This window comes from Bradyrhizobium sp. BR 10261 (assembly GCF_019455395.1).
Classification (GTDB): domain Bacteria; phylum Pseudomonadota; class Alphaproteobacteria; order Rhizobiales; family Xanthobacteraceae; genus Bradyrhizobium; species Bradyrhizobium manausense.
On sequence record NZ_JACOFQ010000043.1, the window covers coordinates 23,423 to 49,909 of the forward strand.

Consider the following 26,487-nt stretch of genomic DNA (forward strand, 5'->3'; position numbering starts at 1 on the left):
TCCTGCGAGCATCTCAATTCTCCTGATCTGACAGGTCCAGTCGATGTTGTATTTCACGCGGTGGAAGGCGCTCGGGATCATCCTGACGGCGCTGATCGTGTGCCTCTTTGCGGTCCCCAACTTCTTCCCCGAAGCGCGGGTCAAGACCTGGCCCGCCTGGGCGCAGCGGCGGCTGGTGCTGGGTCTCGATTTGCAGGGCGGCTCCTCTCTGCAGCTCGAGGTCGATTCCAACTATGTGAAGAAGGAAAAGCTCGACCAGATTCGCGACGACGTCCGTCGCGTTCTGCGCGAGGCCAAGATCGTTTACACCGGTCTCGTCACGAAGGGCGATGCCGTCGAGGTGCGCGTCAAGGACGCGGATGTTCAGACGACGCTCGCCAAGTTGCGTGAGCTTGCGCAGCCGATCGGCGGCCTCATGGGGTCGAGCGGCCAGCGCGACATTGAAGTCGCCGACGCCGGTGGCGGATTGATCCGCCTCAGCATTCCGGAGCCCGCGATGATCGAGCGTTTGCGCAAGACCATCGAGCAGTCGATCCAGATCGTCGAGAAGCGCGTCAACGAGCTCGGAACTGTCGAACCCATCATCCAGCGTCAGGGTAACGACCGCATCCTGGTGCAGGTGCCGGGTTTGCAGGATCCCACCCATTTGAAGGAGCTACTGGGCAAGACGGCGAAGATGGAATTCCGGATGGTCGATCCCTCGGTGCCGCTGGACCAGGCGCAGCAGGGCGGTTTACCTCCGGACACCGAGTTCCTGCCGGCCGCCACGCCGCCGCCGCCCGGCTACGTGGTCAAGAAGCAGGTGCTGGTTGCGGGCGGCGACCTGACGGACGCCCAGGCGACCTTCGACCAGCGCACCAATGAGCCTGTCGTCAGCTTCAAGTTCAATACCTCGGGCGCGCGCAAGTTCGCGCAGGCCACGCAGGAGAATGTCGGACTGCCTTTCGCGATCATCCTCGACAACAAGGTGATCTCGGCGCCGGTCATTCGTGAGCCGATCACCGGTGGTCAGGGCCAGATCTCCGGCAGTTTCACAGTGCAGTCGGCGAATGATCTCGCGATCCTCTTGCGTGCGGGCGCGCTACCGGCGCCGCTGACTGTCGTGGAAGAGCGCACGGTCGGTCCCGGCCTCGGCCAGGACTCGATCGAGAAGGGCGAGCTTGCGGCCTATGTCGGATCGATCATGGTGGTCGTGTTCATGCTGTTGACGTATCGGCTGTTCGGCGTGTTCGCCAACATCGCCGTCTGTATCAACGTCGCGATGATCTTCGGCCTGTTGTCGCTGCTGAGCGCCACGCTGACCCTGCCCGGCATTGCCGGCATCGTGCTCACCGTCGGCATCGCGGTCGACTCCAACGTGCTGATCTATGAGCGCATCCGCGAGGAGCTGCGCGGCGGGAGGAGCCCGATCTCGGCGATCGACGCAGGCTTCAAGCGGGCGCTCGCGACCATTCTCGATTCCAACATCACGACCTTCATTGCCGCAGCCGTGCTGTTCATGATCGGCACCGGACCGGTGCGCGGCTTCGCTGTAACGCTCGGCATCGGCATCATCACCACTGTGTTCACCGCCTTCACCATGACCCGCCTGATCGTGGCATGGTGGGTGCAGTGGAAGCGGCCGAAGACCGTGCCGATTTGATCATTCGAGGCCGGCTGTGACCACTACTCAACTCGTTCTCATCTCTCTCGGCGTCCTGATTGCCGTGCTGACCGTGGTCAGCGTGCTCGGCCTCCTGCCGTCGCTGCGCATCGTGCCAGACGATACGCATTTCGACTTCACCCAGTTCCGCCGCATCTCGTTCCCGATCTCGGCGACGCTCTCGATCATCGCCATTGTGCTGTTCTTCACCCATGGGCTGAACTTCGGCATCGACTTCAGGGGCGGCACCCTGATGGAAGTGCGGGCCAAGTCGGGCACCGCCGATCTTGCCCAGATGCGCACGACCCTTGGCAGCCTGGGCCTTGGCGAAGTCCAGCTGCAGCAATTCGGCAGCGCCGCCGACGTGCTGCTTCGCGTTGCCGAGCAGCCGGGCGGCGACAAGGCGCAGCAGGAGGCCGTGGACAAGGTTCGCGGCGCCCTCGGCGATTCCGTGGAATATCGCCGCGTCGAGGTGGTGGGCCCGCGCGTCTCCGGTGAGCTGCTGGGTTGGGGCATGGCCGGCCTGATGCTGGCGATCATTGCCATCCTGATCTATCTATGGTTCCGGTTCGAATGGCAGTTCGCGCTCGGCGCCATGATTGCCAACGTGCACGATATCGTGCTGACGATCGGCTTCATGTCGATCAGCCAGGTCGATTTCGACCTGACCAGCATCGCGGCGCTTCTGACCATTCTGGGCTATTCGCTCAACGACACCGTCGTCATCTATGACCGCATCCGTGAAATGCTGCGGCGTTACAAGAAGATGCCGATGCCGCAACTGCTGAACGAGTCCATCAATTCGACGCTGTCGCGCTCGATCATCACCCACTTGACGGTAACGCTGGCATTGCTGGCGCTGCTGCTGTTCGGCGGTCACGCCATCCACAGCTTCACGGCCGTGATGATGTTCGGCGTGGTGCTGGTCGGCACCTACACCTCGATCTTCATCGCCGCGCCGATCCTGATCTATCTCGGCGTCGGCGAGCACCGCGAAGATGCGAGAGAAGAGGCTGCGCCGGCGAAGAAAAACAAGGCATGATCCGAACCGCATGCCCTCGCATGGGTTTGCGAGGGTAGTCAGCTCATTCGGACGAAGCTCATGGCCGGCGATCCCAACGCTCCCCATTTCCCGCGCTCGGCGCCGATCGAGGCCTATGGCAAGGGTGGCTTCGCCTTCGGCGGCATGTCGCACCGGGGCTCTCTGCTGTGCCTGCCCGATGCGATCTGGGCCTGGGACGTGACCGATCCCACCAAGATTGACCGCTATTCGCTGGATCGGGTGTTTGCGGCCGCCAATGGTATCGACACGCTGCTGGTCGGCACGGGAACCGGGCTCTGGCTGCCGCCGCCGGAGCTGCGCCAGGCGCTCAAAGCGGTGAGGGTGGTGCTGGACACCATGCAGACCGGGCCGGCCGTTCGCACCTACAACATCATGATCGGCGAACGGCGCCGCGTCGCGGCCGCGCTGATAGCGGTGCCATGAGCAGCGCTGCGACGCCGCCCGACGGCTCGAGCTACTGCGCCGACCTTGTGCGCAGCCACGACTTTCCGCGCTACGTCGCGACGCTGTTCGCACCGGCTGCCGAGCGCCGCGCGCTGCTGGCGCTCTACGGCTTCAATGTCGAGATCGTCCGCGTTCGCGATCAGGTGAGCCAGCCTTTGCCCGGCGAGATCCGCTTCCACTGGTGGAGCGATTTGTTCTCGGGCCTGGTCCACGGCAGCGCCGAGGGCAATCCGGTGGCGGCGGAGCTGTTGCGCGCAATCCGCGATTTCGACCTGCCGGTCGGGCCGCTGTCACTGCTGGTCGACGAGCATCAGTTCGATCTCTACAACGATCCGATGCCGACCATGACGGCGCTCGAAGGCTATCTGGCCGCGACCTCTTCGGCCCTTTTGACCCTTGCGGCGCGGATCATGGGCGACGCTTCGGACGCGGCCGAGCATGTGGCCCGGCACGCCGGACTGGCACAGGGCATCGCCCAGGTGATCGCGAACCTGCCGCGGGACGCCTCCCATCGGCAATTGTTCCTGCCGCAGCAACTCCTGACCAGCCATGGCTGCTCCACCGAGGATGTGTTTGCGGGCAGGGAGACGCCCAATCTCCATGCCGCGCTGGACCAGCTTGTCGGAGATGCGCGCCAGCATCTGGGGACGGCGTCGTCCCTGCTGGCGCAGCTGCCGCCCTCGGCGCGGGCCGCCTTCCTGCCGCTGAGTCAGGTGCGGGCCGATCTCGATCGCCTGGCGCAGCCCGGGCGCAATCCCTTCGCCCCGCAGCGGGTCTCGCGGCTGCGCACGCTATGGACGCTCTGGCGAGCTTCACGATCCCGGGAATTTACCAAATAGAAGTTGGGTTATCGCCGCAGCCGGCCAAATGCACTATGCTGTCCCATGGCCGAATTGTCCCAAACCGCATCTCCCGATCCGAGTGGCTTTCCGGTTACGCCGGCTGACATTCAGGCCGCTGCCGCGATCATCCGCGGCGCTGTCGTCGAGACGCCCTGCAGCTACAGCCGAACGCTGAGCAATATCTGTGGCTGTGACCTCTGGCTCAAATTCGAGAACCTCCAGTTCACGTCGTCGTTCAAGGAGCGTGGTGCGCTGAACCGGCTCAACGCGCTGACGCCGGACGAGCGTGCGCGGGGGGTCATTGCCATGTCCGCGGGCAATCACGCGCAGGGCGTTGCCTATCACGCCAGGCGGCTCGGCATTCCCGCCACCATCGTGATGCCGGTGGGCACGCCGATGGTGAAAGTCGAAAACACCAGGCATCACGGCGCCGAGGTCGTCGTGACGGGCGCGACTCTGGAAGAGGCGGCTGCGTTTGCGCGCAGCCATGGCGAAGCCCGCGGCATGATCTTCGTTCACCCCTACGATGATCCGCTGGTGATTGCGGGGCAGGGCACGGTCGGGCTGGAAATAGTCAGGGCGGTGCCGGAACTCGACACGCTGGTTGTGCCGATCGGGGGTGGCGGCCTGATCAGCGGCATCGCCATAGCGGCGAAATCGCTAAGGCCGTCGCTGCGGATTCTCGGCGTCGAGGCCTGGCTCTATCCCTCGATGTACAATGCCATCCATGGCGGCAATCTGCCGGCGCGCGGCGATACGCTCGCCGAAGGCATCGCGGTCAAATCGCCAGGCAAGATCACCACCGAGATCGTCCGCGGTCTCGTCGACGACATCGCGCTCGTCAACGAAGCCGAGCTCGAGCGCGCGGTCGCGACCTTGATCTCGATCGAGAAGACGGTCGTCGAGGGTGCGGGCGCTGCCGGCCTCGCGGCGATCATGTCGGATCCTACGCGCTTTGCCGGTGAGAAGGTTGGCCTGGTCCTGAGTGGCGGCAACATCGACACCAGGCTGATCGCTTCCGTGCTGACGCGCGAGCTTGCCCGCGAGGGGCGGCTGACGCAGCTTTCGCTCGATATCCCCGACAGACCCGGCCAGCTGGCCGCGGTCGCGGCGCTGCTGGCGGAGGCCGGTGCCAACATCATCGAGGTCTCGCATCAGCGGACCTTCTCGGACCTCCCCGCCAAGGCAACGCTGTTGCAGCTCGTCATCGAGACACGCGACAGCGCCCATCTCGACGAGGTCATGGCCAAGCTCGGCGCATCCGGATTGAGCGCCCGCTGCACCTGAAGCGGGTTTGACAATTACTCCGGCAGCCCGGCGGCCCGCAGGGCCTCACCAAGCGATGCCGCCAGGGCCGGTGCGCAATTGACGCCCTGGAATTGGCGGCCATAGCGGAAGGTCGGGTGCAATTCCAACACCCGCGCCGCGGCGGCTCTCGCTTCCTGCAATCGCCCGAGCTTTGCAAGCGCCGCCGCCAGTTGCACATGGGTAATGCTGTGACGCGGGTTAGCCTGAACCGAGCGGTAGGCCGCGCGACAGGCCTCTTCATACCGACCGCGATGGAAATGCCCCATCGCCTGTGCGTCAAAGGCTGCGAAGGCCCAGGAATCAAACGGGCTGAGCCGCATGCCGCGCTCGCTCCATTCGATCGCGCGGTCGGCATCACCACCCCAGCCGAGCATCACACTACCGAGGATGTAAGTCAGCGCCGATGACGGGCTGATCGCGAGCGCGGCATCGAGTGCGGTGAATGCCGCCGCGCGATCGTGCCCGTCCATGCCGATTGAAAAGCCTGCCAGCGTAAGGGCAAGGGCGTCATCCTGCCCGTGGGCGATGGCCGATCGCGCATGCTTGATCGAGGCGGCGCGGCTTCCCTCCTGCAAACCGGCGCGGAGGAACAGGCAATGGTGGCACATCGCAGCGTTACCGTGCGCCAGCGCATAGGAGGGCTCGAGCGTGATTGCGCGCTCAAGCAGGACGAGCGCCTGCGTGACTTGCTCCGGCATGCCGGAATCGACATCCGGCTGAGCCCGCAGGACGAGATCATAGGCATCGAGACTGTCGGGCCGTTTGCGTTTGACCCGGTTGATTTCGGCGCGGCGAAGGCTCGGCGCGATGGCGCCGACGACGGACATGGCGATGTCGTCCTGAAGCGCGAAAATATCATCGGAGTGACGGTCATAGCGTTCGGCCCACACATGCATGCCGGTCGACGCATCGATCAGCTGTCCAGTGATACGCACATTGCCCCCGGTCTTCCGGATGCTGCCTTCCAGCACGTAGCGCACGCCAAGCTCGCGACCGACCTGCTTCACATCGACCGCCCGGCCCTTGTATGTGAACGTGGAATTTCGCGCGATCACGAACAGCCAGTTGATGCGGGACAGGCCGGTGATGATGTCGTCGACCATTCCATCGGCAAAATAGTCCTGCTCCGTATCGCCGCTCAGGTCCGCAAACGGCAATACCGCGATCGATGGCCTCTCAGGCAAGGTCAGCGATGGTGCGGTTGTTCGGTCCGAGGCCGACGACGTCACCGCCGGACCGACATAGCGATAGCCGCGCCGTGGCAGGGTCTCGATCCATTGCGCTTCTCCGCAGCCGTCTGCCAGCGTGCGCCGGACCGCCGCCATCTGGACGGTCAGGTTGCTGTCTTCAATGGCCTGGCCGGGCCATGCCGCCTCGATCAAAGCGTCCTTCGATACCGGCATGCCGGCTCGCTGCACCAGCAAGGCCAAAAGCTGCACTGCGCGCTGGCCGAGCGGGGTTGGCTCGGCCCCGCGGAACAGAATCCCTGCTTCGGCGTCGAGGCGGAAGGGACCAAATTCAAGGATCGCGGCCATCGCCAGAGAAGGGCACATTTCGCAGGTTTTTTGCAACGATTTCCGCGCTGCTTCGCTACTTCCCGGAACTGGCGGACCATGATGGCGCCGTTATCGCGCATTTGGCGCCCAGCCATGGAGGAGCACATGAACGCAAAGCCACTCGTCCGCCGGCCCGGCAAAACAACGGGAGTAACGCTGCGCGGTCAGCCGATGGCCTTTCTGGTGACGGGGGAGGACAGCCGCCACACCAGCATGTTCGATTGGACGATACCGGCCGGGTTCGTCACGGGCCGGCACGTTCATCGCGTGCAGGAAGAGACCTTCTACATGCTTGAAGGCGAGTGCGAATGGCACGTCGCAGACGAGGTCGTCCGGGCCACACCGGGAACTTACCTGTTCATTCCTCCAGGCGTTCCCCACAACATTACCAATGTCAGCGACAAGCCCGCGCGCGTGCTTATGACCGTGTCTCCGCCTGGGCATGAGCACTACTTCGAGGAATTGGCCAAGCTCACCGCCAGCGGAACGCCGGACGCGAAGGCCATCAGCGAGTTGCGCGCTCGCTTCGACACCGACCAGTTGTCGGCACTGACGACGAGAGCCTAGGTCTACGCCGCTGGTCTGGTGTCACACTAGCGTGGTGCCAGACCCGCCATGTGAGCGACCAACCGATCGATCTCGGCTTCCGTGTTGTAGTAATGCGGAGAAGCGCGCACGACGACCGGCAGCGCGCGGACTTCCGCGTCGATCCGTGTGCTCCACGGATCTGAGGCGCCGATGGTGATGCCGGCCGCGGCAGCGCTGTTGACGATCGCGTCTGCCTCGCAGCCGTCCATCGTGAAGCTGACGATGGCACCCGGGGTGCGGCCGAGGTCGCGAATGGTGATACCGTCGATGGCGGCGAGGCCGCTGCGAAGGCGGTCTGCCAGCAAGCGGCAGCGTCGCTCGATCGGGCCGATGCCGATCGCAAGGGCGTAGTCGACGGCCGCGCCCAGCCCGAGCCGCGCTGCATAATTGTTCTCCCAGGTCTCGAACCGACGCGCATCGTCGCGGAGCTGATAGCGGTCTCGGCAGACCCAGGGCGCCGCAAAATGGTCGATCATCGGCGGCTCAAGCTGCTGCAGCAGCTCGCGGCGAACATAGAGAAAGCCTGTGCCGCGCGGGCCGCGCAGGAATTTGCGGCCTGTGGCTGACAGCATGTCGCAGCCGATCGCTGCGACGTCGACCTGCATCTGGCCCACCGCCTGACAGGCGTCGAGCAGATAGGGAATGCCATGTGTCCGCGCGATTCTGCCGATCGCTGCGGCCGGATTGACCAGCCCGCCATTGGTCGGAACCCAGGTGATGGCGATGAGTTTTACGCGCGCGTCGATCATGCGTTCGAGCGCGTGAATATCGAGCTCGCCATTGGCATCGCTCGGCACGACGTCAATGACCGCGCCGGTCCGTTTGGCAACCTGGAGAAAGGCAACATAGTTGGCGGCGTATTCGGCCTCGGCGGTCAGGATCCGGTCGCCGGCGCGAAATTGAAGCGCATAGAATGCCATCTGCCAGGCGACAGTCGCATTCTCCATCAGCGCGATCTCGTCCCGTGCGGCGTTCAGCAAGCGTGCCACGGAACCGTAGACCGCATCGAGCCGGCCAGACTCGCGGTCGGCGGCGGCGTAACCTCCGATCTCGCTCTCGAGGTCGATATGCTGCTTCATCGCCGCGACGACGGTCGTGGGCATGAGAGCCGCGCCGGCGTTGTGGAGATAGGTGAGCCGGGAGGCGGCCGGAGTGTCGGCCCGGATTCGGTCGATGTCGATCAACTGCGCTTCTCCCTCTCGCAGGTCCCGTGGGATGGATTAGAGGCCCCTAACAAGGCAAGCAAGACTGCGCGCCGGCGAACAGCCGGCCCGGGTTCCTCTCAGATGCAGAGGCCGAGCAGCTTGACGTGGCAGTTGGCGACTTTGGGCTTGCTGGCGGGTGTGACCTCGCGCTTCACGGCCACAAGCGGCTCGCTATCCCTCTTGCCTTTGCCCTTGCTCGGCTTCGGCTCGTAATCGCCGGCGATCACCATGGCCCAATAAGTGCGCTTGCCGCTGGCATTTTTTGCGCTCGCGATGCCGACGCGGGTGGCGTTGTGGAGCAGCAGGTTCTTGCGGTGGCCGGAGGAGTCGATCCACTGTCCCAGCGTCTTCTCGAAGCTGTCGTAGCCATAGGCGATGTTCTCGGCAGCGCGTCCTGCGCCCGACGGCGCGACGCGCTTGGTGAAAGGGCCGAGGGCGTCATGGCTGAGATCGTCCTTCGCCGCCATCGCGCGCGCCTGATCCATGGCAATGCGGTCGAGCGTTGCGTCGCGTACGACGCGGCCCTCTCCGTGCTTCGCCCGGAAGCCGGAGATCTGTTCGGCCGGGGATTCTGCCGCCGTCGCCGGCGTGGCGGCCAGCAGCACCAGACCTGCAAGCAGCAGGGCAGCGCGGCGCCTTATCGTCCCCCAGCGAGTCATTGGTCCCCAAATCAGTGCAGTCCCCGGCTTCTCCACTGGCATTGTGGACGCTTCAAGGCGCCACGCCTCGCGTAGTCTAACCGGTCGGCAGGTCCGCCTCGAAGTTGAAGCGATCGCGCAGGTTCTTGCGCTGCTCCAGGATGTCCTTGAGGAAGGCGCGATCCTGGTCGTTCCTCATCATCGGCTCGATCAGGTCGAGCTGGTTCATCGCGACCAGTTGCAGGATCTCGGTGCGTGGCCTGCCACCGGCATCGCGCGGCAATGCGTGCACGACCTGAATATGCTCAGGGGGCTTTGGGCCCCTGGCAGCCGTGAGCTCGTTGCGGAGCTGGCCCTCGAGCGCGGCCTGATCGGCTTCGACGAAGGCATAAAGCCCGACGCCGGAACGGCGGTCGGCAAAAGCGACGATGGCGGTGTCGCGCACGGCGGGGTTCTTGCGGATCAGCTCTGCGATGACAGGCGCATCGTTGACGAGCCGGCGGCCGCCACCTTCACGATCGGTGAAGTTGAACAGGCCGCGGGTGATGGCGCGATAGACCTTCTTGCCAGTTGCAAGCCAGAGGCTGGCGGCGAACGATTTCTTCGCCAGCACCTTTCGCTCGCGCGGCGTCAGCGCCTCCGGCGCATAGGAACGCTTATGCTTGAGCAGATGACGGAGGTCTTCATAGGCGAGGATGCGGTAGAGCCGGCCGCGTCGCTTGAAGCACGCCGCAAGCTGGAAGTCGGTCACATAGGCGCGGCCATCGCGGCCGACCAGCCAGTTCTGTTCCTTGGCGAGATCATTGTGGCAGATGCCGGCGCGGCGCAATCGGCGCAGCACGTCCTTCGCCGAGCGGAAATAGGCGAGATCGCCATGAGGCTTTGCCAAATGCAGCGCGACGCCGTCAACGAAGCCGCGCACCAGCGCACGACGTCCGGCCCACAGCAGCTCGGGTCCGACATGAAGGCCCTTTGCGAGCGCCAGCGCGTGCTTCTCGCGTGCGAACAGATGGCGTGCCAGCGCAAACGACCACCAGGGCACCTCATCGAGCCGGCGCAGCACGGCGTCGGCCTCGCCACTGTCGCTGCGGAAACGGCCGCGCTCGACGGTCGAGAACACGTCGCGCTTGAGCAGCACGCCCTCGGTCCAGCGCGCCGACAGCACCGCGGCGTCGTCTTTCGGAAGACTCATCGAAAACTCACGCGGCTGCGGCAATGCGCAAATGATCGGCGATCCAGCGATCGAGATCGGCAAGCGCCAAAGCGCTGATGGCCTGCTTCTTGGCCACGGTCTTCTCGTTGCCTCGCAGACGCGTGCCGTCGGGCTTCTTCGTGGGCGGGCTGGCGAGTGGCGGGAACAGGCCGAAATTGATGTTCATCGGTTGGAACGAGCGCGTGCCCGGCTCGATGGTCTCGATATGGCCGCCAGTGATATGGCCGAGAAGCGACCCGAGCGCCGTCGTGGGCGGCGGGCTCGCAAGCTGCTCGCCGCGCGCGTCGGCTGCCGCATAGAGGCCGGCGATCAGGCCGACGCTGGCGGACTCCACATAGCCTTCGCAGCCCGTCATCTGGCCGGCAAAGCGCAGTCGCGGCTGCGCGCGCAGGCGCAGCTGGCTGTCGAGCAGCTTTGGCGAGTTGAGGAAGGTGTTGCGATGCAGGCCGCCGAGGCGGGCGAACTCGGCTTTCTCCAGCCCGGGAATGGTGCGGAAGATGCGCTGCTGCTCGCCGTATTTCAGCTTGGTCTGGAATCCGACGATGTTGTAGAGCGTGCCGAGCTTGTTGTCCTGGCGCAGTTGCACGATTGCGTAGGGCTTCGTCGTGGGATCGTGCGGATTGGTGAGGCCGACCGGCTTCATCGGACCGTGGCGCAGCGTCTCGGGACCGCGCTCCGCCATCACCTCGATCGGCAGGCAGCCGTCGAAATAGGGCGTATTGGTCTCCCACTCCTTGAACTCGGTCTTCTCGCCCGAGATCAGCGCGGCGACGAAGCCGTCATATTGCTCCCTGGTCATGGGGCAGTTGATGTAGTCGGCGCCGTTACCGCCGGGACCGACCTTGTCGTAGCGCGACTGGAACCACGCCACCGACATGTCGATGGATTCGCGGTGCACAATCGGCGCGATGGCGTCGAAGAAGGCGAGCGCGTTCTCGTCGGTCAATTCGCGGATGGCATCGGCCAGCGGCGCGGAGGTGAGGGGGCCCGTCGCAACGATTACGTTGCCCCAGTCGGCCGGCGGCAGGCCTTTAATTTCGCCGCGGGCGATCTCGATAAGGGGATGCTCGTTCAGAGCCTTTGTTACGGCCGCGGAGAAGCCATCGCGGTCGACGGCTAGCGCGCCGCCGGCCGGCACTTGATTGGCATCGGCTGCGCGCATGATCAGCGAATCAAGGCGCCGCATCTCGGCATGGAGAAGGCCGACCGCGTTGTTGGCGGCATCGTCCGAGCGGAACGAATTAGAGCAGACGAGCTCGGCGAGCCCGTCGGTGCGGTGCGCCTCGGTCATGCGATCGGGCCGCATCTCATGCAGCACCACGGGCACGCCAGCTTTCGCGACCTGCCAGGCGGCTTCGGAACCGGCGAGGCCGGCACCGATGACGTGCACGGGTTTGGATAGGGGTCCTGTCATGGGGCGGACAGGTAGCGCTTTTCGGCGGCCAGTGGAATCGCCGAGATCAAGTTTTCTGCCGCTGAAAACGACAACGCCCGCACGAGGCGGGCGTTATCGGTTCGTCCAGTGAAGGGCTGAACGATATCAGCCCTGATACTGACCGGCGGCAACGCGCGGGATGTCGGAGCGATCGAGGCCGATATCGGCCAGTTCGCGATCGCTGAGCTGGGACAGCTCGGCAACATTGCGCTGATAGTCCCGGAAAGCCTGGATCATGCGGATGAGCGAGAGCAGCATTGGTAGTCTCCTGTAGTTCGATTCAGCCCTTGCCCGGGCGTCATCGTTGAAATGAATATAGGTGAGAGTGATGCAGTGCGAAAGTTCCTATGTTGCGATGCAGCTAAGCGTCAGGCGCATGGCATAGGTAAGAGACGCTTAACCTCTGGGCGCTCCCGCCCAACGGTTGGGCGAAATCCCCAAGCGGAGCTGATAAATGCCCGTGAAATAACGGATTTAGTCGCCCGGCTGGCCATTTCGTTACTTGCGAAATAAGCGACGTTCCCTCATCTGCAAGGTTGTTGGTCCAGCTTGTACGCCCAAGTCCGGCATGCATGATTCGCATGAACTCTGATTTGTAGCTATGAATATAAAATCATAGTTTGAGCGCCGGGGCAACGGCGGTCGAACGCGGAAGATCCCGGGCAGGGTCGCCCCAGGTTATGTTCGTCGTTCGGGGGAGCGGGAATCGCGCGCCAAATTCGTGGCTGAACGCCAGCCTGATGGTGCAGCGCACACGCCAAGCGTGTAGAGCCTGATTACAAAGTTGTAATGAAAATCAGAAACTTCGCATGCGGCTCTGCGCCGCGCGCAACATCACGCAATTCTCGCGGGGAATTTATTGCGGCAAGTTGCCGCGTCGGCAGCAAAGTCATGTTGCGGATTCCGGCAATGTCGCCGGGTCTGTCCCAAGAAAAAGAGAAGGAAAGTAACATCATGACGAAGTTACTCGGGGTTATCGCAATTGCCGCCGTTGCATTCGCCGTCGCACCGGCTCAGGCCGCCAAGCACAGCGTGGGTGGCTGCAGCGGGGCCAATTTGGAAAAGACTGAGACCGCGATCGAGGCCATGCCCGACGGCGACAGCAAGTTCGTCGCCGAGAAGGAGATCACGGCGGCTCAGGACGCGCTGCTCAACGGCAAGATGGGTGTGTGCGGCATGCACCTGAACAAGGCGATGCAAGCCACCATGGGCAAGTAGACGGGTAGGCAGGCGCAATCCAAGAGAGGGCCGGTCGCTTACCGATCGGCCCTACGCGTTTTGATTTCGATGTATCTTAAGGAGCGTGCGCGAGCTGGGTGGCAAAATAGGCCACCGTCTTGCAGTAGACCTCACTCTTGTTCCACTGCTGCAGCACCGCGAAGTTCGGACTGCCCGGCTGCCAGTCCTTGCCCTTCTGCCAGCCATATCCGGCGAGATAGTTGGCGGTGGAGGCAAGCACGTCGGGAGCGTTGTGCAGGAGGTCACGCTTGCCGTTCCCGTCGAAATCGACCGCATATTTCAGCCAGGACGACGGCATGAACTGGGTTTGGCCAAGCTCGCCGGCCCATGCGCCCTTCATTTCGGCAGGCGTGAGATCGCCACGCTGAACGATGCGCAGCGCATCCATCAGTTCGCCGCGAAACTGCTCGGCACGGCGACAATCATAGGCCAGTGTCGCCAGTGAGCGGATGGTCGAGAACTTGCCGGTGTTGACCCCGAAATCGGTCTCCAGGCCCCAGATCGCGACCAGGATCTCGCCTGGCACGCCATAGGCCTGCTCGATCCGCGACAGCACCGATCCGTATTGCTTCATCATGTTGGAGCCGCGCGTCATCCGCGGCGGCACCATGCGGCCGGAAAACTCCTCAAAGGTCTGGGTGAAGACCTTTTGCGACTTGTCGCGGTTGATCACGCTCTGGTCCAGCGTGACACCGGCAAGTCCGGCGGTGATGGCCTGTTGCGAGATGCCCTTGGCCGCGGCCTCGGCCTTGAAATCCGCAAGCCAGGCGTCGAAATTGCCCGAGCCGCAGGCAACCGCGGCCAGCGCGGGTTCGACGGACAGGATTGTGGCTGAAAGGGCGAGGGCTGCAAGAGCGAGACGAGAAATCGTCAGGGACATCAGAGGTAATTGATTCCGTGAAGGGGCATGACCGGCGGCGCCAATTTCTGATGCAACCGCGGCCAAAGCAAGGCCTGTGACAGCACCGCTCCCGCCGGGGTGACCCGGGCGGGAGCGCTCAGATGAGATCGCCTGGCTTCAGTCCTATTCCCTGTTCCGCCACGGGAAGAGATTGGCGGGGAAATCGGCCGCCGGCTTGCGCGGGCGCTGTGGTGGGGGCGGCACTGGCCGGGCACCGGGCTCGGAGACGATGACCTTGCGATAGAGATGCCAGGTGGCGTGGCCGAGTAGGGGAATGACGACGGCGAGCCCGAGGAACGCGGGGATCGTGCCGAGCGCGAGCAACACCGCCACGATGAGGCCCCAGGCCGCCATCGGCACCGGATTCTTGGCGACGACGCGCAGCGACGTGACCATTGCCTCCAGGGCGCCGGCATGGCGGTCGAGCATCAGCGGGAATGATACCGCGCTGATGCAGAGCGCTGCGAGCGCGAACAGGAAGCCCGTGCCGCAGCCGACCACGATCAGCCACCAGCCTTGAGAGGTTGTCAGCACCCGCGTCAGGAAGTCCGAAATTCCGGTGACGCCTTCATAGCCGAACGCTGCGACATAGATCGCCTGCGCGGTCGCGACCCAGGTCACAAACAGCGCGAGCAGCAAGGTGCCGAGGCCGAGCATGGCGCCGAAGGAGGGCGAGCGCAGGACTTCCATGGCATCCCAGGCGCTTGCTTCCTCATAGCGTTCGCGGCGGCTGGAGAGCTCGTAGAGGCCGAGCGCTGCGAACGGGCCGATCAGCGCGAAGCCCGCGGCGAGCGGAAACAACAGCGGTATCACGGAATAGCCCATCGCGACGCGCGCGATCACGAGGCCCAGCACCGGATAGATCACGCAGAGGATGATGGCGTGGCTTGGGACTGCCTTGAAGTCTTCCCAGCCGCGCTTGAGTGCATCGTGCAGGTCGGAGAGTTCTATGGTTCGGATCACCGGTCCAGCCGCGTCTGCGGTCTGGCCCATCCTGGGGACATTGCCCTGATAGAGTGTGGCCATGGTCGGCTTGCTCCCTTGCCATGCAGCCGAACTCGACGCCGACTACGGCGCAAGCGGCCGCTTTTTTGGGGTTCGCGAGTCCAACCAGACGCGAATTCCGGGTGGCATCGCGAGCTGAGCGGGAAGCGTACCCCTATTTCCGAGTCCTGTCCCTCACGCCTGGGTGAGATTCGTTGCCGCAGTGCAACCGCGCTGACGTCATGGGGTCGTCATTTCGCCGCAGATAAGCTCATGCTGTTTGTGGCTCGCGGAACTTCGCGGGCGCACCAGCGTAACATCGTCTATAAGTGCCCACTCAGGGCCTTCCAACGGGATCCTTTTCGGGGAGCAGACATGAGCATTTTCGGGAAAATCATGGGCGCAATCTTCGGCAGCCATACGGCTTCCGCTGCGCCCGCAGGCGGCGCATCCGCGGGCAGCGCGCCTGCAGGAGCCGCGCCGAGCGGATCGGCGCCAGCGTCTGCACCCGCCGCCGCGCCGGCCCAAACGGTGGACGTCGCCGCGATCGTCGATGCGGCCGCCGCGGCGCATAAGGGCGAAAAGCTGGAGTGGCGCACCTCGATCGTCGACCTGATGAAGGCACTCGACGTCGATTCGAGCTTGGCCGCGCGCAAGGATCTCGCCAAGGAGCTCGGCTATACCGGCGACATGAACGACTCCGCCAGCATGAACGTCTGGCTGCACAAGCAGGTGATGTCCAAGCTCGCCGCCAATGGCGGCAAACTGCCGCCCGAAATCAAGCACTGACCGACGCGCATCGGTCGACGCCAAGCAACCAAAAAGGGCCCGCGACCTCGCGGGCTCTTTCTCGTTCAGGCCACCAGATCCGCATCCTCCGGATGCCGGTCGAGATAGTCGACGACGAAGCCGCAGCCCGCGATGACCTTCTTGCCGTCGCGGCGGATGATCTCGAGCGCGCCCTTGATCAACTCGGACGCAATGCCGCGGCCGCGCAGGGCACGCGGCGTCTCAGTGTGGGTGATGATGACTGCCGACGGCGTCAGCCGGTAATTGGCGAAGGCGAGCCCGCTGCCGACATCGAGCTCGAAGCGGCTCCTGTCCTTGTTGTCGCGTACCGATGCCGCCATGCCTGATCCTTCCGAAGCGTGCTCATTCCCCGATCTAGGCACCTGAACCCACCCTTGCCAAGGCACGACCAAGGGAGGTTGCCGCAGGGGAGATATCTGCAAAATGCGTGTCCAGCTCAGTCTGATGGCCTTGCTCGCGATGCTGGCCTTGACGGCGACGGTGCCGGCCGTTGCCGAGGGCGGTCCGGCCTGGGAATCCTGCGTGGGGTTGACCAGCACGCCGGACGAACTGGTGAAGGCCTGCTCGACGGTGATTGACAGCAACAGCGAGACCGGCCGCAGGCTCGCCGGCGCCTATTGCAACCGCGGTCATGGTCTGACCGAGAAGCGCGAGCTCGATGCGGCGCTGTCCGATCTCGATGAAGCAGTGCGCCTCGATCCCGCCCATGCCTGCGCCTATAACAATCGCGGCCGCGTCTACAGCCTCAAGCACAACTTTGACCGTGCCATCGCCGAGTACGATCAGGCTATCAAGCTCGATCCATCGATGGCGATCGCCTACAGCAATCGTGGCGAGTCCCGCTACAACAAAGGCGATCTCGACGGCGCGATCGCCGATTTCGACGCTGCGATCAAGCGCAATCCCAACTATGCCACCGCCTATGCCAATCGGGGCTACGTCTACGCCCGCAAGCACGACACAGCTCATGCGCTGGCCGACTTCAGCATGCGGATCAAGCTCGCACCCGATCTGCTCGCCTATATCGACCGCGGCAACGTCTACCGCGACAGCGAGCAACTCGACCGCGCGGCCGCCGATTATGGCGAGGCGATCCGCGTTGCGCCGACCGATGCGCGCGGCTGGCGTAATCGCGGCATGATCCGGCTCCATCTCGGCGACAACAAGGGCGGTCTCGCCGACTACGACAAGGCGCTGGAGTATGATCCGGCCGATGTGTTTTCCTGGAATAATCGTGGCCAGGCCAAGATGAGGCTCGGCGACGTCAAGGGTGCGATCGCCGACTTCCGCAAGGCGCTGGAATTGAAGCCCGGCTTGCAGACAGCGCAGGACTCGCTGAGGAGGCTTGGGGCGCTGTGACGCCCCGGTTCGGCTAGACCTTCACCAGGTCCTGATAGTCCGGATGTTTCTCGATCCACGCCTTCACGAACGGGCATTGCGGCATCAGCTTCAGCCCGGCAGCGCGGACCTGGTCGAGCGCCCCTTGCACCAGCCTCGAGCCGACGCCCTTGCCGCCGAGCTCCTTCGGCACGTCGGTGTGTTCGAACGTTATGACGTTGCCGTCGAGCTTGTAATGCTCCGTCGCGAGATAGCCTTCGACCTCAAGCTCATAGCGGTGATGGGCTTTGTTGTTGATCACGTCGCTCATCGCGTCTCCAATCAGCTCTTCAGCGAGTCCGTCAGCATCTTGCGGATCGACCAGGGCTCGCCGTCGGAGGAACCCTTGATGTCGTCGATCTTCCAGCTGCCAGCCTCTCGCACGAAATAGGCGCGGTCGCAGTTACGTTCAATCCGTCGCCTTGGCGAGCCGCGCATCTTCAGGCTGGGATTTTGCGGGGAGACAGCCCTGGCAGATGACCAGCGATCGGTTGACCTTGGCGTCCTGGTCGACAGCGCCGCCGTCGCTCTCGGGGCGGTCAGCGGTGTGCGTTGTTCGCACAGTGGAACGCGGCTGATTAGGGTCGTGGCCTGCGCCGTCCCAGGCATAGCGCGCAGGCTTGAATGCGGCGTCTGAGGCGAGGTGGGCTTGCGGGGCCACGGCGCATCCGGCAAGCGCCAACGACAGCAGGAGGAAGGCGGGCGCTTTGACCATGGTGCGGCACTCTGTACGCGAGGACTAAGCGAGGTTGCGCTGATCATGTTTAAAATTCCCTGAACGATGGGGCCGCGCCTGCGACCAAGACGTATGCGATATCTGTTCGTCCTGCTCACGATGCTCATGGCCGCGGCGCGCGCCGATGATGCCAAGCCGTTTGTTCCCGCCGACTATCCGCCTGCGGTGCAGAAGGCGCTGCGTTATGCCGATGAGGAATGCGAAAGTCAGGGCGGCGGCGCGGTGAGCTTCGCGCCCGATACGGTGCGCAAGATCGACCTGACCGGCGATGGCCGCGACGATTACATCGTCGATTTCCGCGACACCAAATGCGGCGAACGCGAGGGCATCTATTGCGGAACCGGCGGTTGCCTGCTGGATATCCTGGTGACGCGACCCGACGGCAGCGTGCGCGCCGTGTTCGACGGCTATGTCCGCAGCTATAGCATTGTGGCGCCGCCGATGAAGCGAGGTGCGGCGCGCACCGTCCGCTTCGATCTGCACGGCAGCTATTGCGGCGGTTTCGGTTCGCAGGCCTGCGTCAAGGAAAAGGCGATCACGGCGGCGCCGTTCGAGTTCAAAAAGCCGTAACGCCGGTGCGCGGCCGGCGGTCTTGCTACGCCGCGGCGGATCGCGATAAATGGGCTGCAATGAGCGGGCGGCCTCCGTGCCGTTCGCCGTCGAAGAGGAAGCCCGATGCAACCGCTCCGCATGTCTCGCCGCGTCATGAATCTCGCTTACATGCTGACGCAGAACGCGCGGCGGCATGGATCGCGGACCGGTTTTGTCTGGGGTGACAAATCCTGGACCTGGCGCGAGATCGATGCGCAGGTCTCGGCTCTCGCTGCTGCGCTCGCCGCGCGTGGCATCGCCAAGGGCGATCGCATCCTCGTCCATTCCAAGAATGGCGAGGAGATGTTTGTCTCGATGTTCGCCGCGTTCCGGCTCGGCGCGGTCTGGGTGCCCACCAATTTCCGCCTGATGCCGGATGAGGTCACCTATCTCGCGCAGGCCTCCGGCGCGAAGGCGTTCCTGTGTCATGTCGATTTCCCCGGGCATGCCGCGGCGGTCAGGGGCGGCGCGTTGGAGTTCACCTGGAGCATCGACGGCAAGGCCTCGTTCGGTGAGCGGTCCGTGGCCGACGCCATCGCGTCGCAGCCCGGCACCGTGGTCGAGAACGTCGCGGTCGAGCATGATGATCCCTGCTGGTTCTTCTTCACTTCAGGCACGACCGGCCGCTCCAAGGCCGCGGTGCTGACGCATGGCCAGATGGGTTTTGTCGTCACCAATCATCTCGCCGATCTCACTCCCGGCGTGACGGAAGCCGATGCGTCGCTGGTGGTGGCGCCGCTGTCGCACGGTGCCGGCGTGCATCAGCTGGTGCAGACCGCGCGCGGCGTCTGCACCGTGCTGCTGCCGACCGAGAAATTCGACATCGACGAGGCGTTCCGCCTGATCGAAAAGCACCGCATCGCCAATCTGTTCACGGTACCGACGATCCTCAAGATGATGGTCGAGCACCCCGCCGTCGACAAATACGATCATTCCTCGCTGCGTCACGTGATCTATGCCGGTGCGCCGATGTATCGCGAGGACCAGAAGGCAGCGCTCAAAAAGCTCGGTAAGGTCATCGTGCAGTATTTCGGCCTCGGCGAGGTCACCGGCAACATCACGGTGCTGCCGGCGGCGTTGCACGATCCCGAGGACGGCCCGCATGCGAAGATCGGCACTTGTGGCTTTGAGCGCACCGGCATGCAGGTCTCGATCCAGGACGACGAGGGCCGTGAACTCGGCGCGAACCAGAGTGGCGAGATCTGCGTGATCGGACCTGCGGTGCTCGCAGGCTACTACGACAATCCCGAAGCCAATGCGAAGGCGTTCCGCAACGGCTGGTTCCGGACCGGCGATCTCGGCCACATGGACGAGGAGGGCTTCGTCTATATCACCGGACGAGCGTCGGACATGTACATCTCCGGCGGCTCCAACATCTATCCGCGCGAGATCGAGGAGAAGATCCTGACGCATCCCGCGGTCGGCGAGGTTGCAGTGCTCGGCGTACCCGATGCGACCTGGGGCGAGGTGGGTGTCGCCGTCTGCGTTGCGCGCGAGGGTGCGAAGCCGGTCAGCGAGGCCGAGATGGCAGCGTTCCTGTCGCCGAAGGTGCCGCGCTACAAGATGCCGAAGCGCTTCTTCTTCTGGGAGGCGCTGCCGAAATCCGGCTATGGCAAGGTGCCGAAACGCATGGTGCGCGACGAGCTCGCGGCACGCGGGCTGCTCAATCTCGACACGACGAAGACGGGCTGAGCGCTGATCATGCGGAGCATCAAGCAGCCGGGTGTGCCCGTCACTGAACGTATCCAATGGGTGGAGGCGAGGGGACGCGCCTTTTCGTTCAGGCTTGAGGCGGGCCTGCCGCTGCTCGAAGCCGCGCGCCGCGGTTTTGCTGCCGAAGGATTTGCCGGCGGCGTGCTGAATTTCGGTCAGGGCGCGCTCGGACCGTTCGGCTATGTCATGCCGGCGCTGTCGAAGACGGGCGAGAATGCAGCGTTCTACAGCGATACCTATCGGCCCGCGGGCGTGACACGCACCAAGCTCGGCAGCATGACGTTGGGATCGCGCGACGGGGCGCCGTTCTTTCATTGCCACGGGCTGTGGACCGAGGCGGACGGCAGGGCGAGCGGCGGCCACATGTTGCCGGACGAGACTATCATCGCCGAGCCGTTCGAGGTGCAGGCCTTCGGCGTAGATGGCGCAATGTTCATCGCCGAGCCCGACCCCGAGACCAATTTCAAGCTGTTCGGGCCTGTCGCAGCCGCAAGCACCGGTGCGCGTACGAGCAGCCGCGCCTTTGCCCTGCGGCTGCGCCCCAACCAGGATTTTGCTGGCTGTCTCGAAGCCTTCTGCCGCGCACACGGTATCGCGCGCGCCAAAATCCACGGCGGCGTCGGTTCGACCATCGGCGCGCGCTTCACCCATGGCGGCGTGAGCGAGCCGTTTGCCACGGAGCTCGCGATCACCAACGGGACGATCGCCCCTGGCGCGTGCGGCGCGCTGGAAGCCGCGCTCGATGTCGCCCTGATCGACTACACCGGCGGCATGGCCGAGGGGCGTCTGGTTCGTGGCGACAATCCCGTGCTGATGACCATGGAGCTGGTGCTGGAGGCGCTGGAGTAGTCTCTGCGCCCAAGGGCGGTACAAGATACCTCTTTGCAATCCAATTGTTCCTGTTATGTTCTTGTCCGGGTGGAGGAGCGGAGCGGCAATGGCGCGGAAGGGCTATCGGACGATCAATCTGCCTGCGCCGTATCTGAGGCGAGTCTGGCTCGATCCGTCGCAAGTTCGCGATCGCGAGATGTATCCGTTTTGCTTGCCCATCTTTCCGGATGATTTCGAACTCAATTTCGAGGCGCCCATCACGATCATCGTTGGGGAGAACGGCACCGGGAAGTCGACGATCCTGGAGGGCATCGCAGCGCTGGCCGGCTACGACGATGCCGGTGGAGGCAAAGGATACATGCCGGTCGATCACTCCGAGGCGCGCGAGAAGATGGGCGGCCAGCTCTCCACGGCTTTGCGCGCAAGTTGGCTGCCGAAGATCACCAACGGCTGGTTTTTTCGCGCCGAGAGTTTTTTCTCGGTCGCGCGATATCTGGACAAGGCCGCGCGTGATGCTGGTCAGGTCGGTCCCGATTTCCTGTCGCACTCGCACGGCGAAGGCTTCCTCCGCTTTTTCGAAGAACGCTGCCAGCGCCAGGGCATTTTTATCTTCGACGAGCCGGAATCCGCGCTGTCGCCGGCGCGGCAGATCGAGTTTTTGAAGCTGCTGCGACGTATGGACGACTCTCGCATCTGCCAGGTCGTCATGGCGACCCATGCGCCGTTGCTGATGGCCTATCCCAATGCGCAGCTGCTGCGGCTCGGCAAATACGGACTCGAGCCTGTTACGGTGGAGCAGACGGATCATTACCGGGTGATGCGCGAGTTCTGCGCCGACCCGCGCGGCTTCGTCGAAGCGACGCTGGCGGAGTAGGCGAGTGACGCGATCTCTCAATTCGTCATTGCGAGCGCAGCGAAGCAATCTCGCCGCGGAGACAGTCTGGATTGCTTCGCTGCGCTCGCAATGACGGCTTGTGGTTGCCTGCTCAGCCCCTCAAGCGGCATCTCAAATCCCAGATGGATCCGTCGATCACCACGGGTTGGCGCGCATCTTCGCCATGGCAAGATATGTCGATTCACTGATGCCTGACGTTCCCGAGCTCGATCCCTGGAAGAGGTCGAGCACGGGCGAATAGGTCTGGCTGGCGTTCTTCGCGTCGTACATGGCCGAGAAGCGGCTGAGCAGTTTTGCAACTTTGGTGGGATCGCCAAGGTCCTTGAGATTGAGGTACTTCTCCACGATCTTGGCCTGCTGATCGATCTGCATCGAGGCCATCTGATCGGGCAGGTCAAAGGTGGTCCGGAACACCTCCGAGAGCGCCTTGTCGGCAAGAATGTCGTAGGCGGACGTGATGTGTCCCGCCATGCGCTGGAAATACAGTGCGAGGCGCACGCCCGGATTGGCATCGCCCTGCTGCTGCTCCAGGCTTTGCTCGAGATAGTTCTTCTGCGTCGCCAGGAATTGATCGCGCTTTTGCGGACCCACCATCGGAAGGCGCGCGACGTTGCCGTCCTTGTCGAAATTGAACGATGCTGCGATCTCGGCAAAGCGAGGATCACTTTCCGTGTTTGCGAAGCTCTTGGAATCATTCAGGTCGGAGGCGAAGATTTTTTTGAGATAGGTGGTGCTCACTTTCGCGGGGTCCAAACCCTTGGCGACCAGGACGAAGTCGACCAGCTTCCTGTTCGCGAGCAGATCTGAAACGCTCTTGATGCCAGCGATCGCCTGTTGATAGCTAGATGCGTCCTTCTGTGCCTGCACCTTGATCTTCGGCTGGGCCTGCGGGCTTGCAAATTTCAACTTCGCAATGACGTAGTCCTTGGCGATATCGAGGATTTCGGCTGGATCCTGGGCCGCCAGAGGGGTGGTCAGATTGCCCTTGGCGTCGAAGTTGAACGCCCGCGCGAGCTTGACGTAGCGATCGTCCTTGAGCGTATAGACATAGCTCTTGGGATCGCTGAGGTCGCTTTCGAGGACAGCCTTCACGGTCGATTGCGACACTTGTGTGGGATCGAGGCCGACGGCAGCCAACGCAAAACCATACGCGCCCGGCATGGAGACCAGCGCCTGCAGTGAAGTCACGCTGGGGATGGCTTTTCTGAATTGCCCGATCAGCACAGCTTCCTGCAGCGGGCTGGCCGCCGCATAGACCGCTGACTTGCTGTCGTCGAATCTCTTGTTGGTGCTGGCAAGGTTTGCAGCGGTCTGCGCCGGCGTCCCCGGCGGAAGCGAGCCATCGGCTGAAAAATCGAACGCGGCGGCCAGATCCATGAACCCGCCGGTCGTCGCGATCGCGTCGTTGGTGCTCGATATGCTGCTCACGGCCGACTGCAGGCGATATCTTTCGACCAGGATCTGGATTTTTAACTTGGTGACGTCAGCGCCGGGTTGCGACAGTTGCGTCGTGTAGTCGGCGATTTTCGAACTTGCGTCGGTCGCATCCGATTGCGCTTGCGCAAGCTGGGCCTTCAGGCCATCCAGCTTCGACGAAAAAGTGACATTGACGTAGCTGTTCGGATCGGACGGGTCGCTCGTCAGGACCTGCTTGATCGTGTCGCGCGACCATTTGCTCTGGTCGATCCCGAACGCGGAGGCGACATAGTTGCGGAGACGATCGTCGTTCAGGAGCTGGTCGACGCTGGTCACGGTGCCGATTTTGGCATTGTAATATTTCGCGTCGGCGGCAATTGCATCGACGTTGCTCTTCATGGCTGCGGTGTACAGCCCGATCATGTCGTCGGTCTGGCTTTCCGATTGCGCGACCTTCGTTGTGCCGCCGCCAAAGGAGAATGCTGCCGCGAATTCCCGGTACCGCTTGTCGATCAGCGTGTTGGCGAAGCTCCTGGGGTCCGAGAGATCGCTCTGCAGCACCTTCTTCATGAAGGCCTTGGCGTAGGCCATGTCTTCCAGACCATAGGCTTTCGTGACGTAGTGATACAGGCGATAGTCCTTCATCAGATCGTCGACGCTGTGCACCTTGCCGATGTTAGCTTTGTAGTAAGCAGCTTCGCGCGAGACGTCCGACTGCTGCGCCACTCGCGTGAGGGACTGCGTGAGATTGCGCGCGATATAGCTGTAGCTGAAATAGGTGGACACCATGGGCATTCCTGACGGCGAGGCTGGGCTTGTCGACGGCTTCTTGGACGTCCGTCAATCATTGCCGGGTCGCAAGGTAGAGGACTGGCCTCATGCCAGCAGGCAGAAGCATTGTTACATTTTGTTGCTGCGATTCTGGGGGACAACTTCAGGTGTCGCTTGCGTCGAAGCGCCGCATCGCGAGCGACGTTTTGGCAAGCCTCCCGCAAGCCAGCGTGCGTAAACTTCGCCAGCGCATGGCGCGTGCAATCGCGGACATGTCTTCGCCGTCTCGCGGCACGTCGTGCCCGAGCTTTGCGGTGGTCATTGCCCTCGAAAGTGCCGAGGGCGCAGGGAAGGCCGGGAGCCGGCTGGCACCCGCGGTCCACTGTGCGATAGTCTGCGCTACAAAAGGCTGCACAGCGGCATACAGGTGAAGCCAGGACATCCCGGCCTTCCCTGCGCAGTGGTTGGAACGGCTTATGTCGTGCTCTCCCCGGGGAGCGATGCACTATTGCCCCCGTCGCCTCGCGGATGGCTGATGCATGCGCCCGGTTGGGCGACACGCATCACCACGAGACTTGGCGCACAGGCTCCGGGCGCCGGGACCACACGATTTTGCCGTACGCAGGCTGCACCGGTCGTTTGCGCGACGGTCTTCGCTCACGGTTTCCCGCCCTGCGAGGACCTTCGTGCCAATGCGGCCTGCGTCCACCACATCCCGCCCGCGTGTCGTGACGATCGCGATACGCCCCTCGGACCGGGCAGGGTGGATCCTGTATGCGCCATTTCCGAATTCTAGTAAAGCGAATTATTTGCACGGCAAGCATTGACCGAGCGGTGGTGTGTTTTGCCCGTCGGGCGACGCCACGGATGGTGGGGAGAGCGTAATGCGTAGGGCGGATTAGCGAAGCGTAATCTGCCGCCTTTGGCCTGCGGATGCCAACAGAGGTGGATTACGCTTCGCTAATCCACCCTACGTTCTCGCATAAGACGTCCGCGATCTCATGCATCTGCGCGAACATGTAATCCGGTGCAAGGGCCTGCAACGCCGCCGGCGCGGCATAGCCCCAGCTGACCGCGCCGCAGGCAATGCCCACCGCGCGCGCCGCCTCGATGTCGCGGACCTCGTCGCCGATGGAAATGACATTTTTCGGAGCGACGCCGGCGCGCCGGATCACACGGCGGAATTTCGCGGCCTTGCCGAACAACGACGCCGCGCAGTCGAAATGCTGGAAGAGTGCGGCCGACGCACCGAGCTTTTGCCGGGCATTGACCTCGCTGTCCGACGTCACCAGCGCAAGCTGCACGCCGTCCTCCGCGAGCCTCCGCAGCATCGCATCGGTGCCGGCAAACAGCGAAATCTCCGCGGCCGCTTCCCCCTTCACCCGCCGGGCATAGCGCGCGATCGCCGGCAGCTTCCAAACTGGCACCTCTAACCGGCTGAGGATCTCCCGCGTCGAAGCATGCCTGAGCTCCTCGATATCCTCATCCCGCACGCGCCGAAAGCCGAAGCGGTCGGCGACGTCGTTGATGGTGCGCAGGAACCAGGGGAAGCTGTCGACGAGGGTGCCGTCGAGGTCGAAGATGGCGAGGGCGTAGGGCATGGACTATTGCGACACGCTGACAATCTCTTTGAGAGGTGCTAAGTTTGACTCAGTTGAGGACAGCCATGACGTACAAGCGGATCGAAATAGGCCAGACGGTGATGTGTAGCAAGCCTGCCGGTCGTGCCGCCCTGGTACTGGTTGAACATGTCCTTCACCAGCTTTGCATACGGATGACCATCGAAAGTCTCGTCTTCGAACATTCATGGCGGCCATTAGGCAAAGGTGCAAGCGCTATCAAAATGCATCGATCCATGGGGCTTTCGAAATGAGTTCTAGTGCGAGTTTAATCTCCCGCGTCTGGGTCGAGAAACTTTTTGGTTATCTCAATCATTCGATCTCATTCGAGAACGACGATCCTCGCGACTCAAACATTAACTTGCTCTATGGAGAGAACGGCTCAGGCAAAACTACGCTGTTGCGCTTGATTTATTGCAGCCTTTCGAAAAACGTGAACGAGGGATTGAGGGGCTATATCTCTGTTGTTCCGTTCAAGACCTTCGTCGTCGAGATGTCGCACGGCGTGAGGATAGAGCTCTCACGGGAAGCCGCCGCAACGGGGCCCTACAAGTTTTCAATATTTTCTTCGAAGCGTGAAGTTTCTGCGGATATCACCCCCGGCGAAAATTTTAAGGTGAATCACAGCACCTCTCCTGGAATGAGGGAATTGAGCGCGGCCCTTCAGGAG

The 26,487-nt window shown here is 63.2% G+C and carries 29 protein-coding genes; 14 read left to right on the top strand and 15 right to left on the bottom strand.

What is annotated here, in order from left to right:
- Nucleotides 1–43 precede the first annotated feature (43 nt).
- The 5 genes from secD to HYH07_RS33185 are packed head-to-tail and all read left to right on the top strand — an operon-like array spanning nt 44 to nt 5,278.
- Nucleotides 44–1,642, top strand: coding sequence for a protein translocase subunit SecD (gene secD / locus HYH07_RS33165; RefSeq protein ID WP_220006408.1), 1,599 nt, complete (start codon nt 44–46; stop codon nt 1,640–1,642).
- A 16-nt stretch (nt 1,643–1,658) separates the two neighbouring features.
- Nucleotides 1,659–2,684: a protein translocase subunit SecF gene (gene secF / locus HYH07_RS33170; RefSeq protein ID WP_220006409.1), complete on the top strand. Its 1,026-nt coding sequence runs from the start codon at nt 1,659–1,661 to the stop codon at nt 2,682–2,684.
- Between the two features lie 60 nt (nt 2,685–2,744).
- On the top strand, nt 2,745–3,128 hold the full coding sequence (locus tag HYH07_RS33175; protein ID WP_057755755.1) for an Mth938-like domain-containing protein: 384 nt from the start codon (nt 2,745–2,747) through the stop codon (nt 3,126–3,128).
- Nucleotides 3,125–3,988, top strand: a complete 864-nt coding sequence (locus tag HYH07_RS33180) for a phytoene/squalene synthase family protein (RefSeq protein WP_220006410.1) — start codon at nt 3,125–3,127, stop codon at nt 3,986–3,988. Before HYH07_RS33175 ends, HYH07_RS33180 begins: the two co-directional genes overlap by 4 nt.
- Before the next feature lie 45 nt (nt 3,989–4,033).
- Nucleotides 4,034–5,278, top strand: a complete 1,245-nt coding sequence (locus HYH07_RS33185; protein WP_220006411.1) for a threonine ammonia-lyase — start codon at nt 4,034–4,036, stop codon at nt 5,276–5,278.
- 14 nt (nt 5,279–5,292) lie between these two features.
- On the opposite strand, the gene HYH07_RS33190 is transcribed toward HYH07_RS33185, so the two are convergent.
- Entirely contained in the window at nt 5,293–6,834 is a 1,542-nt protein-coding gene (locus tag HYH07_RS33190) for a winged helix-turn-helix domain-containing tetratricopeptide repeat protein (RefSeq protein WP_220006412.1), read from the bottom strand.
- A 126-nt stretch (nt 6,835–6,960) separates the two neighbouring features.
- Between HYH07_RS33190 and HYH07_RS33195 the strand changes: the two genes are divergently transcribed.
- On the top strand, nt 6,961–7,422 hold the full coding sequence (locus tag HYH07_RS33195) for a cupin domain-containing protein (RefSeq protein ID WP_220006413.1): 462 nt from the start codon (nt 6,961–6,963) through the stop codon (nt 7,420–7,422).
- A gap of 26 nt (nt 7,423–7,448) precedes the next feature.
- On the opposite strand, the gene HYH07_RS33200 is transcribed toward HYH07_RS33195, so the two are convergent.
- The 5 genes from HYH07_RS33200 to HYH07_RS33220 form a co-directional block, all read right to left on the bottom strand.
- Nucleotides 7,449–8,627, bottom strand: coding sequence for an aminotransferase class V-fold PLP-dependent enzyme (locus tag HYH07_RS33200; RefSeq protein WP_220006414.1), 1,179 nt, complete (start codon nt 8,625–8,627; stop codon nt 7,449–7,451).
- 98 nt (nt 8,628–8,725) lie between these two features.
- Nucleotides 8,726–9,307, bottom strand: a complete 582-nt coding sequence (locus HYH07_RS33205) for a CAP domain-containing protein (protein WP_220006415.1) — start codon at nt 9,305–9,307, stop codon at nt 8,726–8,728.
- 76 nt (nt 9,308–9,383) lie between these two features.
- Complete coding sequence (locus HYH07_RS33210; protein ID WP_220006416.1) at nt 9,384–10,478, bottom strand: serine/threonine protein kinase; 1,095 nt, start codon at nt 10,476–10,478, stop codon at nt 9,384–9,386.
- A 7-nt stretch (nt 10,479–10,485) separates the two neighbouring features.
- Nucleotides 10,486–11,913, bottom strand: a complete 1,428-nt coding sequence (gene trmFO / locus HYH07_RS33215) for a methylenetetrahydrofolate--tRNA-(uracil(54)-C(5))-methyltransferase (FADH(2)-oxidizing) TrmFO (RefSeq protein ID WP_220006417.1) — start codon at nt 11,911–11,913, stop codon at nt 10,486–10,488.
- Nucleotides 11,914–12,039: 126 nt separating this feature from the next.
- Nucleotides 12,040–12,192 (bottom strand): DUF1127 domain-containing protein, encoded by a 153-nt coding sequence (locus tag HYH07_RS33220; protein ID WP_007590701.1) that lies wholly within the window; start codon nt 12,190–12,192, stop codon nt 12,040–12,042.
- A gap of 633 nt (nt 12,193–12,825) precedes the next feature.
- Between HYH07_RS33220 and HYH07_RS33225 the strand changes: the two genes are divergently transcribed.
- Nucleotides 12,826–13,152: a hypothetical protein gene (locus HYH07_RS33225; protein WP_220006434.1), complete on the top strand. Its 327-nt coding sequence runs from the start codon at nt 12,826–12,828 to the stop codon at nt 13,150–13,152.
- Between the two features lie 76 nt (nt 13,153–13,228).
- Here HYH07_RS33225 and HYH07_RS33230 read toward each other — a convergent pair whose 3' ends face one another.
- Both HYH07_RS33230 and HYH07_RS33235 read right to left on the bottom strand, forming a co-directional pair.
- Nucleotides 13,229–14,053: a lytic murein transglycosylase gene (locus HYH07_RS33230; RefSeq protein ID WP_220006418.1), complete on the bottom strand. Its 825-nt coding sequence runs from the start codon at nt 14,051–14,053 to the stop codon at nt 13,229–13,231.
- Between the two features lie 144 nt (nt 14,054–14,197).
- Nucleotides 14,198–15,100, bottom strand: coding sequence for a DUF2189 domain-containing protein (locus HYH07_RS33235; protein WP_220006419.1), 903 nt, complete (start codon nt 15,098–15,100; stop codon nt 14,198–14,200).
- Between the two features lie 333 nt (nt 15,101–15,433).
- On the opposite strand from HYH07_RS33235, the gene HYH07_RS33240 reads away from it, so the two are divergent.
- Nucleotides 15,434–15,847, top strand: coding sequence for a DUF3597 domain-containing protein (locus HYH07_RS33240; protein WP_220006420.1), 414 nt, complete (start codon nt 15,434–15,436; stop codon nt 15,845–15,847).
- Nucleotides 15,848–15,912: 65 nt separating this feature from the next.
- On the opposite strand, the gene HYH07_RS33245 is transcribed toward HYH07_RS33240, so the two are convergent.
- Nucleotides 15,913–16,188 carry a GNAT family N-acetyltransferase gene (locus HYH07_RS33245; protein ID WP_220006421.1) on the bottom strand — a complete coding sequence of 92 codons (276 nt, stop codon included), beginning with the start codon at nt 16,186–16,188 and terminating at the stop codon, nt 15,913–15,915.
- Nucleotides 16,189–16,291: 103 nt separating this feature from the next.
- On the opposite strand from HYH07_RS33245, the gene HYH07_RS33250 reads away from it, so the two are divergent.
- Entirely contained in the window at nt 16,292–17,227 is a 936-nt protein-coding gene (locus HYH07_RS33250; RefSeq protein ID WP_220006422.1) for a tetratricopeptide repeat protein, read from the top strand.
- A gap of 13 nt (nt 17,228–17,240) precedes the next feature.
- Here HYH07_RS33250 and HYH07_RS33255 read toward each other — a convergent pair whose 3' ends face one another.
- Both HYH07_RS33255 and HYH07_RS33265 read right to left on the bottom strand, forming a co-directional pair.
- Nucleotides 17,241–17,516 (bottom strand): GNAT family N-acetyltransferase, encoded by a 276-nt coding sequence (locus tag HYH07_RS33255; protein WP_220006423.1) that lies wholly within the window; start codon nt 17,514–17,516, stop codon nt 17,241–17,243.
- Between the two features lie 138 nt (nt 17,517–17,654).
- Complete coding sequence (locus tag HYH07_RS33265; RefSeq protein WP_220006424.1) at nt 17,655–17,960, bottom strand: hypothetical protein; 306 nt, start codon at nt 17,958–17,960, stop codon at nt 17,655–17,657.
- 93 nt (nt 17,961–18,053) lie between these two features.
- Between HYH07_RS33265 and HYH07_RS33270 the strand changes: the two genes are divergently transcribed.
- The 4 genes from HYH07_RS33270 to HYH07_RS33285 all read left to right on the top strand — a co-directional run bounded on the left by HYH07_RS33270 (nt 18,054) and on the right by HYH07_RS33285 (nt 21,990).
- Complete coding sequence (locus HYH07_RS33270) at nt 18,054–18,551, top strand: hypothetical protein (protein ID WP_220006425.1); 498 nt, start codon at nt 18,054–18,056, stop codon at nt 18,549–18,551.
- A gap of 105 nt (nt 18,552–18,656) precedes the next feature.
- Complete coding sequence (locus tag HYH07_RS33275) at nt 18,657–20,264, top strand: acyl-CoA synthetase (RefSeq protein ID WP_220006426.1); 1,608 nt, start codon at nt 18,657–18,659, stop codon at nt 20,262–20,264.
- 9 nt (nt 20,265–20,273) lie between these two features.
- Entirely contained in the window at nt 20,274–21,134 is an 861-nt protein-coding gene (locus HYH07_RS33280; RefSeq protein WP_220006427.1) for a PCC domain-containing protein, read from the top strand.
- Between the two features lie 88 nt (nt 21,135–21,222).
- Nucleotides 21,223–21,990, top strand: coding sequence for an AAA family ATPase (locus HYH07_RS33285; RefSeq protein ID WP_220006428.1), 768 nt, complete (start codon nt 21,223–21,225; stop codon nt 21,988–21,990).
- Between the two features lie 156 nt (nt 21,991–22,146).
- Here HYH07_RS33285 and HYH07_RS33290 read toward each other — a convergent pair whose 3' ends face one another.
- The 4 genes from HYH07_RS33290 to HYH07_RS33305 all read right to left on the bottom strand — a co-directional run bounded on the left by HYH07_RS33290 (nt 22,147) and on the right by HYH07_RS33305 (nt 26,002).
- On the bottom strand, nt 22,147–24,216 hold the full coding sequence (locus tag HYH07_RS33290; protein WP_220006429.1) for a DUF1217 domain-containing protein: 2,070 nt from the start codon (nt 24,214–24,216) through the stop codon (nt 22,147–22,149).
- Nucleotides 24,217–24,361: 145 nt separating this feature from the next.
- Nucleotides 24,362–24,520, bottom strand: a complete 159-nt coding sequence (locus tag HYH07_RS33295; protein WP_220006430.1) for a hypothetical protein — start codon at nt 24,518–24,520, stop codon at nt 24,362–24,364.
- 628 nt (nt 24,521–25,148) lie between these two features.
- Nucleotides 25,149–25,799, bottom strand: coding sequence for an HAD-IA family hydrolase (locus HYH07_RS33300; protein WP_220006431.1), 651 nt, complete (start codon nt 25,797–25,799; stop codon nt 25,149–25,151).
- 38 nt (nt 25,800–25,837) lie between these two features.
- The gene (locus HYH07_RS33305; protein WP_220006432.1) at nt 25,838–26,002 is read right to left on the bottom strand and encodes a hypothetical protein; all 165 of its coding nucleotides are present in this window, start codon (nt 26,000–26,002) and stop codon (nt 25,838–25,840) included.
- A 2-nt stretch (nt 26,003–26,004) separates the two neighbouring features.
- On the opposite strand from HYH07_RS33305, the gene HYH07_RS33310 reads away from it, so the two are divergent.
- Nucleotides 26,005–26,487 (top strand): AAA family ATPase (locus HYH07_RS33310; protein WP_220006433.1); only part of this gene is annotated, 483 nt, incomplete at its 3' end.

Coding starts and splice junctions, on each gene's coding strand:
- secD (WP_220006408.1), top strand. CDS start 44: ATGTTGTATTTCACGCGGTGGAAGGCGCTCGGGATCATCCTGACGGCG.
- HYH07_RS33175 (WP_057755755.1), top strand. CDS start 2,745: ATGGCCGGCGATCCCAACGCTCCCCATTTCCCGCGCTCGGCGCCGATC.
- HYH07_RS33180 (WP_220006410.1), top strand. CDS start 3,125: ATGAGCAGCGCTGCGACGCCGCCCGACGGCTCGAGCTACTGCGCCGAC.
- HYH07_RS33185 (WP_220006411.1), top strand. CDS start 4,034: ATGGCCGAATTGTCCCAAACCGCATCTCCCGATCCGAGTGGCTTTCCG.
- HYH07_RS33190 (WP_220006412.1), bottom strand. CDS start 6,834: ATGGCCGCGATCCTTGAATTTGGTCCCTTCCGCCTCGACGCCGAAGCA.
- HYH07_RS33195 (WP_220006413.1), top strand. CDS start 6,961: ATGAACGCAAAGCCACTCGTCCGCCGGCCCGGCAAAACAACGGGAGTA.
- HYH07_RS33205 (WP_220006415.1), bottom strand. CDS start 9,307: ATGACTCGCTGGGGGACGATAAGGCGCCGCGCTGCCCTGCTGCTTGCA.
- HYH07_RS33210 (WP_220006416.1), bottom strand. CDS start 10,478: ATGAGTCTTCCGAAAGACGACGCCGCGGTGCTGTCGGCGCGCTGGACC.
- trmFO (WP_220006417.1), bottom strand. CDS start 11,913: ATGACAGGACCCCTATCCAAACCCGTGCACGTCATCGGTGCCGGCCTC.
- HYH07_RS33220 (WP_007590701.1), bottom strand. CDS start 12,192: ATGCTGCTCTCGCTCATCCGCATGATCCAGGCTTTCCGGGACTATCAG.
- HYH07_RS33225 (WP_220006434.1), top strand. CDS start 12,826: ATGTTGCGGATTCCGGCAATGTCGCCGGGTCTGTCCCAAGAAAAAGAG.
- HYH07_RS33230 (WP_220006418.1), bottom strand. CDS start 14,053: ATGTCCCTGACGATTTCTCGTCTCGCTCTTGCAGCCCTCGCCCTTTCA.
- HYH07_RS33235 (WP_220006419.1), bottom strand. CDS start 15,100: ATGGCCACACTCTATCAGGGCAATGTCCCCAGGATGGGCCAGACCGCA.
- HYH07_RS33240 (WP_220006420.1), top strand. CDS start 15,434: ATGAGCATTTTCGGGAAAATCATGGGCGCAATCTTCGGCAGCCATACG.
- HYH07_RS33245 (WP_220006421.1), bottom strand. CDS start 16,188: ATGGCGGCATCGGTACGCGACAACAAGGACAGGAGCCGCTTCGAGCTC.
- HYH07_RS33250 (WP_220006422.1), top strand. CDS start 16,292: ATGCGTGTCCAGCTCAGTCTGATGGCCTTGCTCGCGATGCTGGCCTTG.
- HYH07_RS33255 (WP_220006423.1), bottom strand. CDS start 17,516: ATGAGCGACGTGATCAACAACAAAGCCCATCACCGCTATGAGCTTGAG.
- HYH07_RS33265 (WP_220006424.1), bottom strand. CDS start 17,960: ATGGTCAAAGCGCCCGCCTTCCTCCTGCTGTCGTTGGCGCTTGCCGGA.
- HYH07_RS33270 (WP_220006425.1), top strand. CDS start 18,054: ATGCGATATCTGTTCGTCCTGCTCACGATGCTCATGGCCGCGGCGCGC.
- HYH07_RS33275 (WP_220006426.1), top strand. CDS start 18,657: ATGCAACCGCTCCGCATGTCTCGCCGCGTCATGAATCTCGCTTACATG.
- HYH07_RS33280 (WP_220006427.1), top strand. CDS start 20,274: ATGCGGAGCATCAAGCAGCCGGGTGTGCCCGTCACTGAACGTATCCAA.
- HYH07_RS33285 (WP_220006428.1), top strand. CDS start 21,223: ATGGCGCGGAAGGGCTATCGGACGATCAATCTGCCTGCGCCGTATCTG.
- HYH07_RS33290 (WP_220006429.1), bottom strand. CDS start 24,216: ATGGTGTCCACCTATTTCAGCTACAGCTATATCGCGCGCAATCTCACG.
- HYH07_RS33295 (WP_220006430.1), bottom strand. CDS start 24,520: ATGACCACCGCAAAGCTCGGGCACGACGTGCCGCGAGACGGCGAAGAC.
- HYH07_RS33300 (WP_220006431.1), bottom strand. CDS start 25,799: ATGCCCTACGCCCTCGCCATCTTCGACCTCGACGGCACCCTCGTCGAC.
- HYH07_RS33305 (WP_220006432.1), bottom strand. CDS start 26,002: ATGTTCGAAGACGAGACTTTCGATGGTCATCCGTATGCAAAGCTGGTG.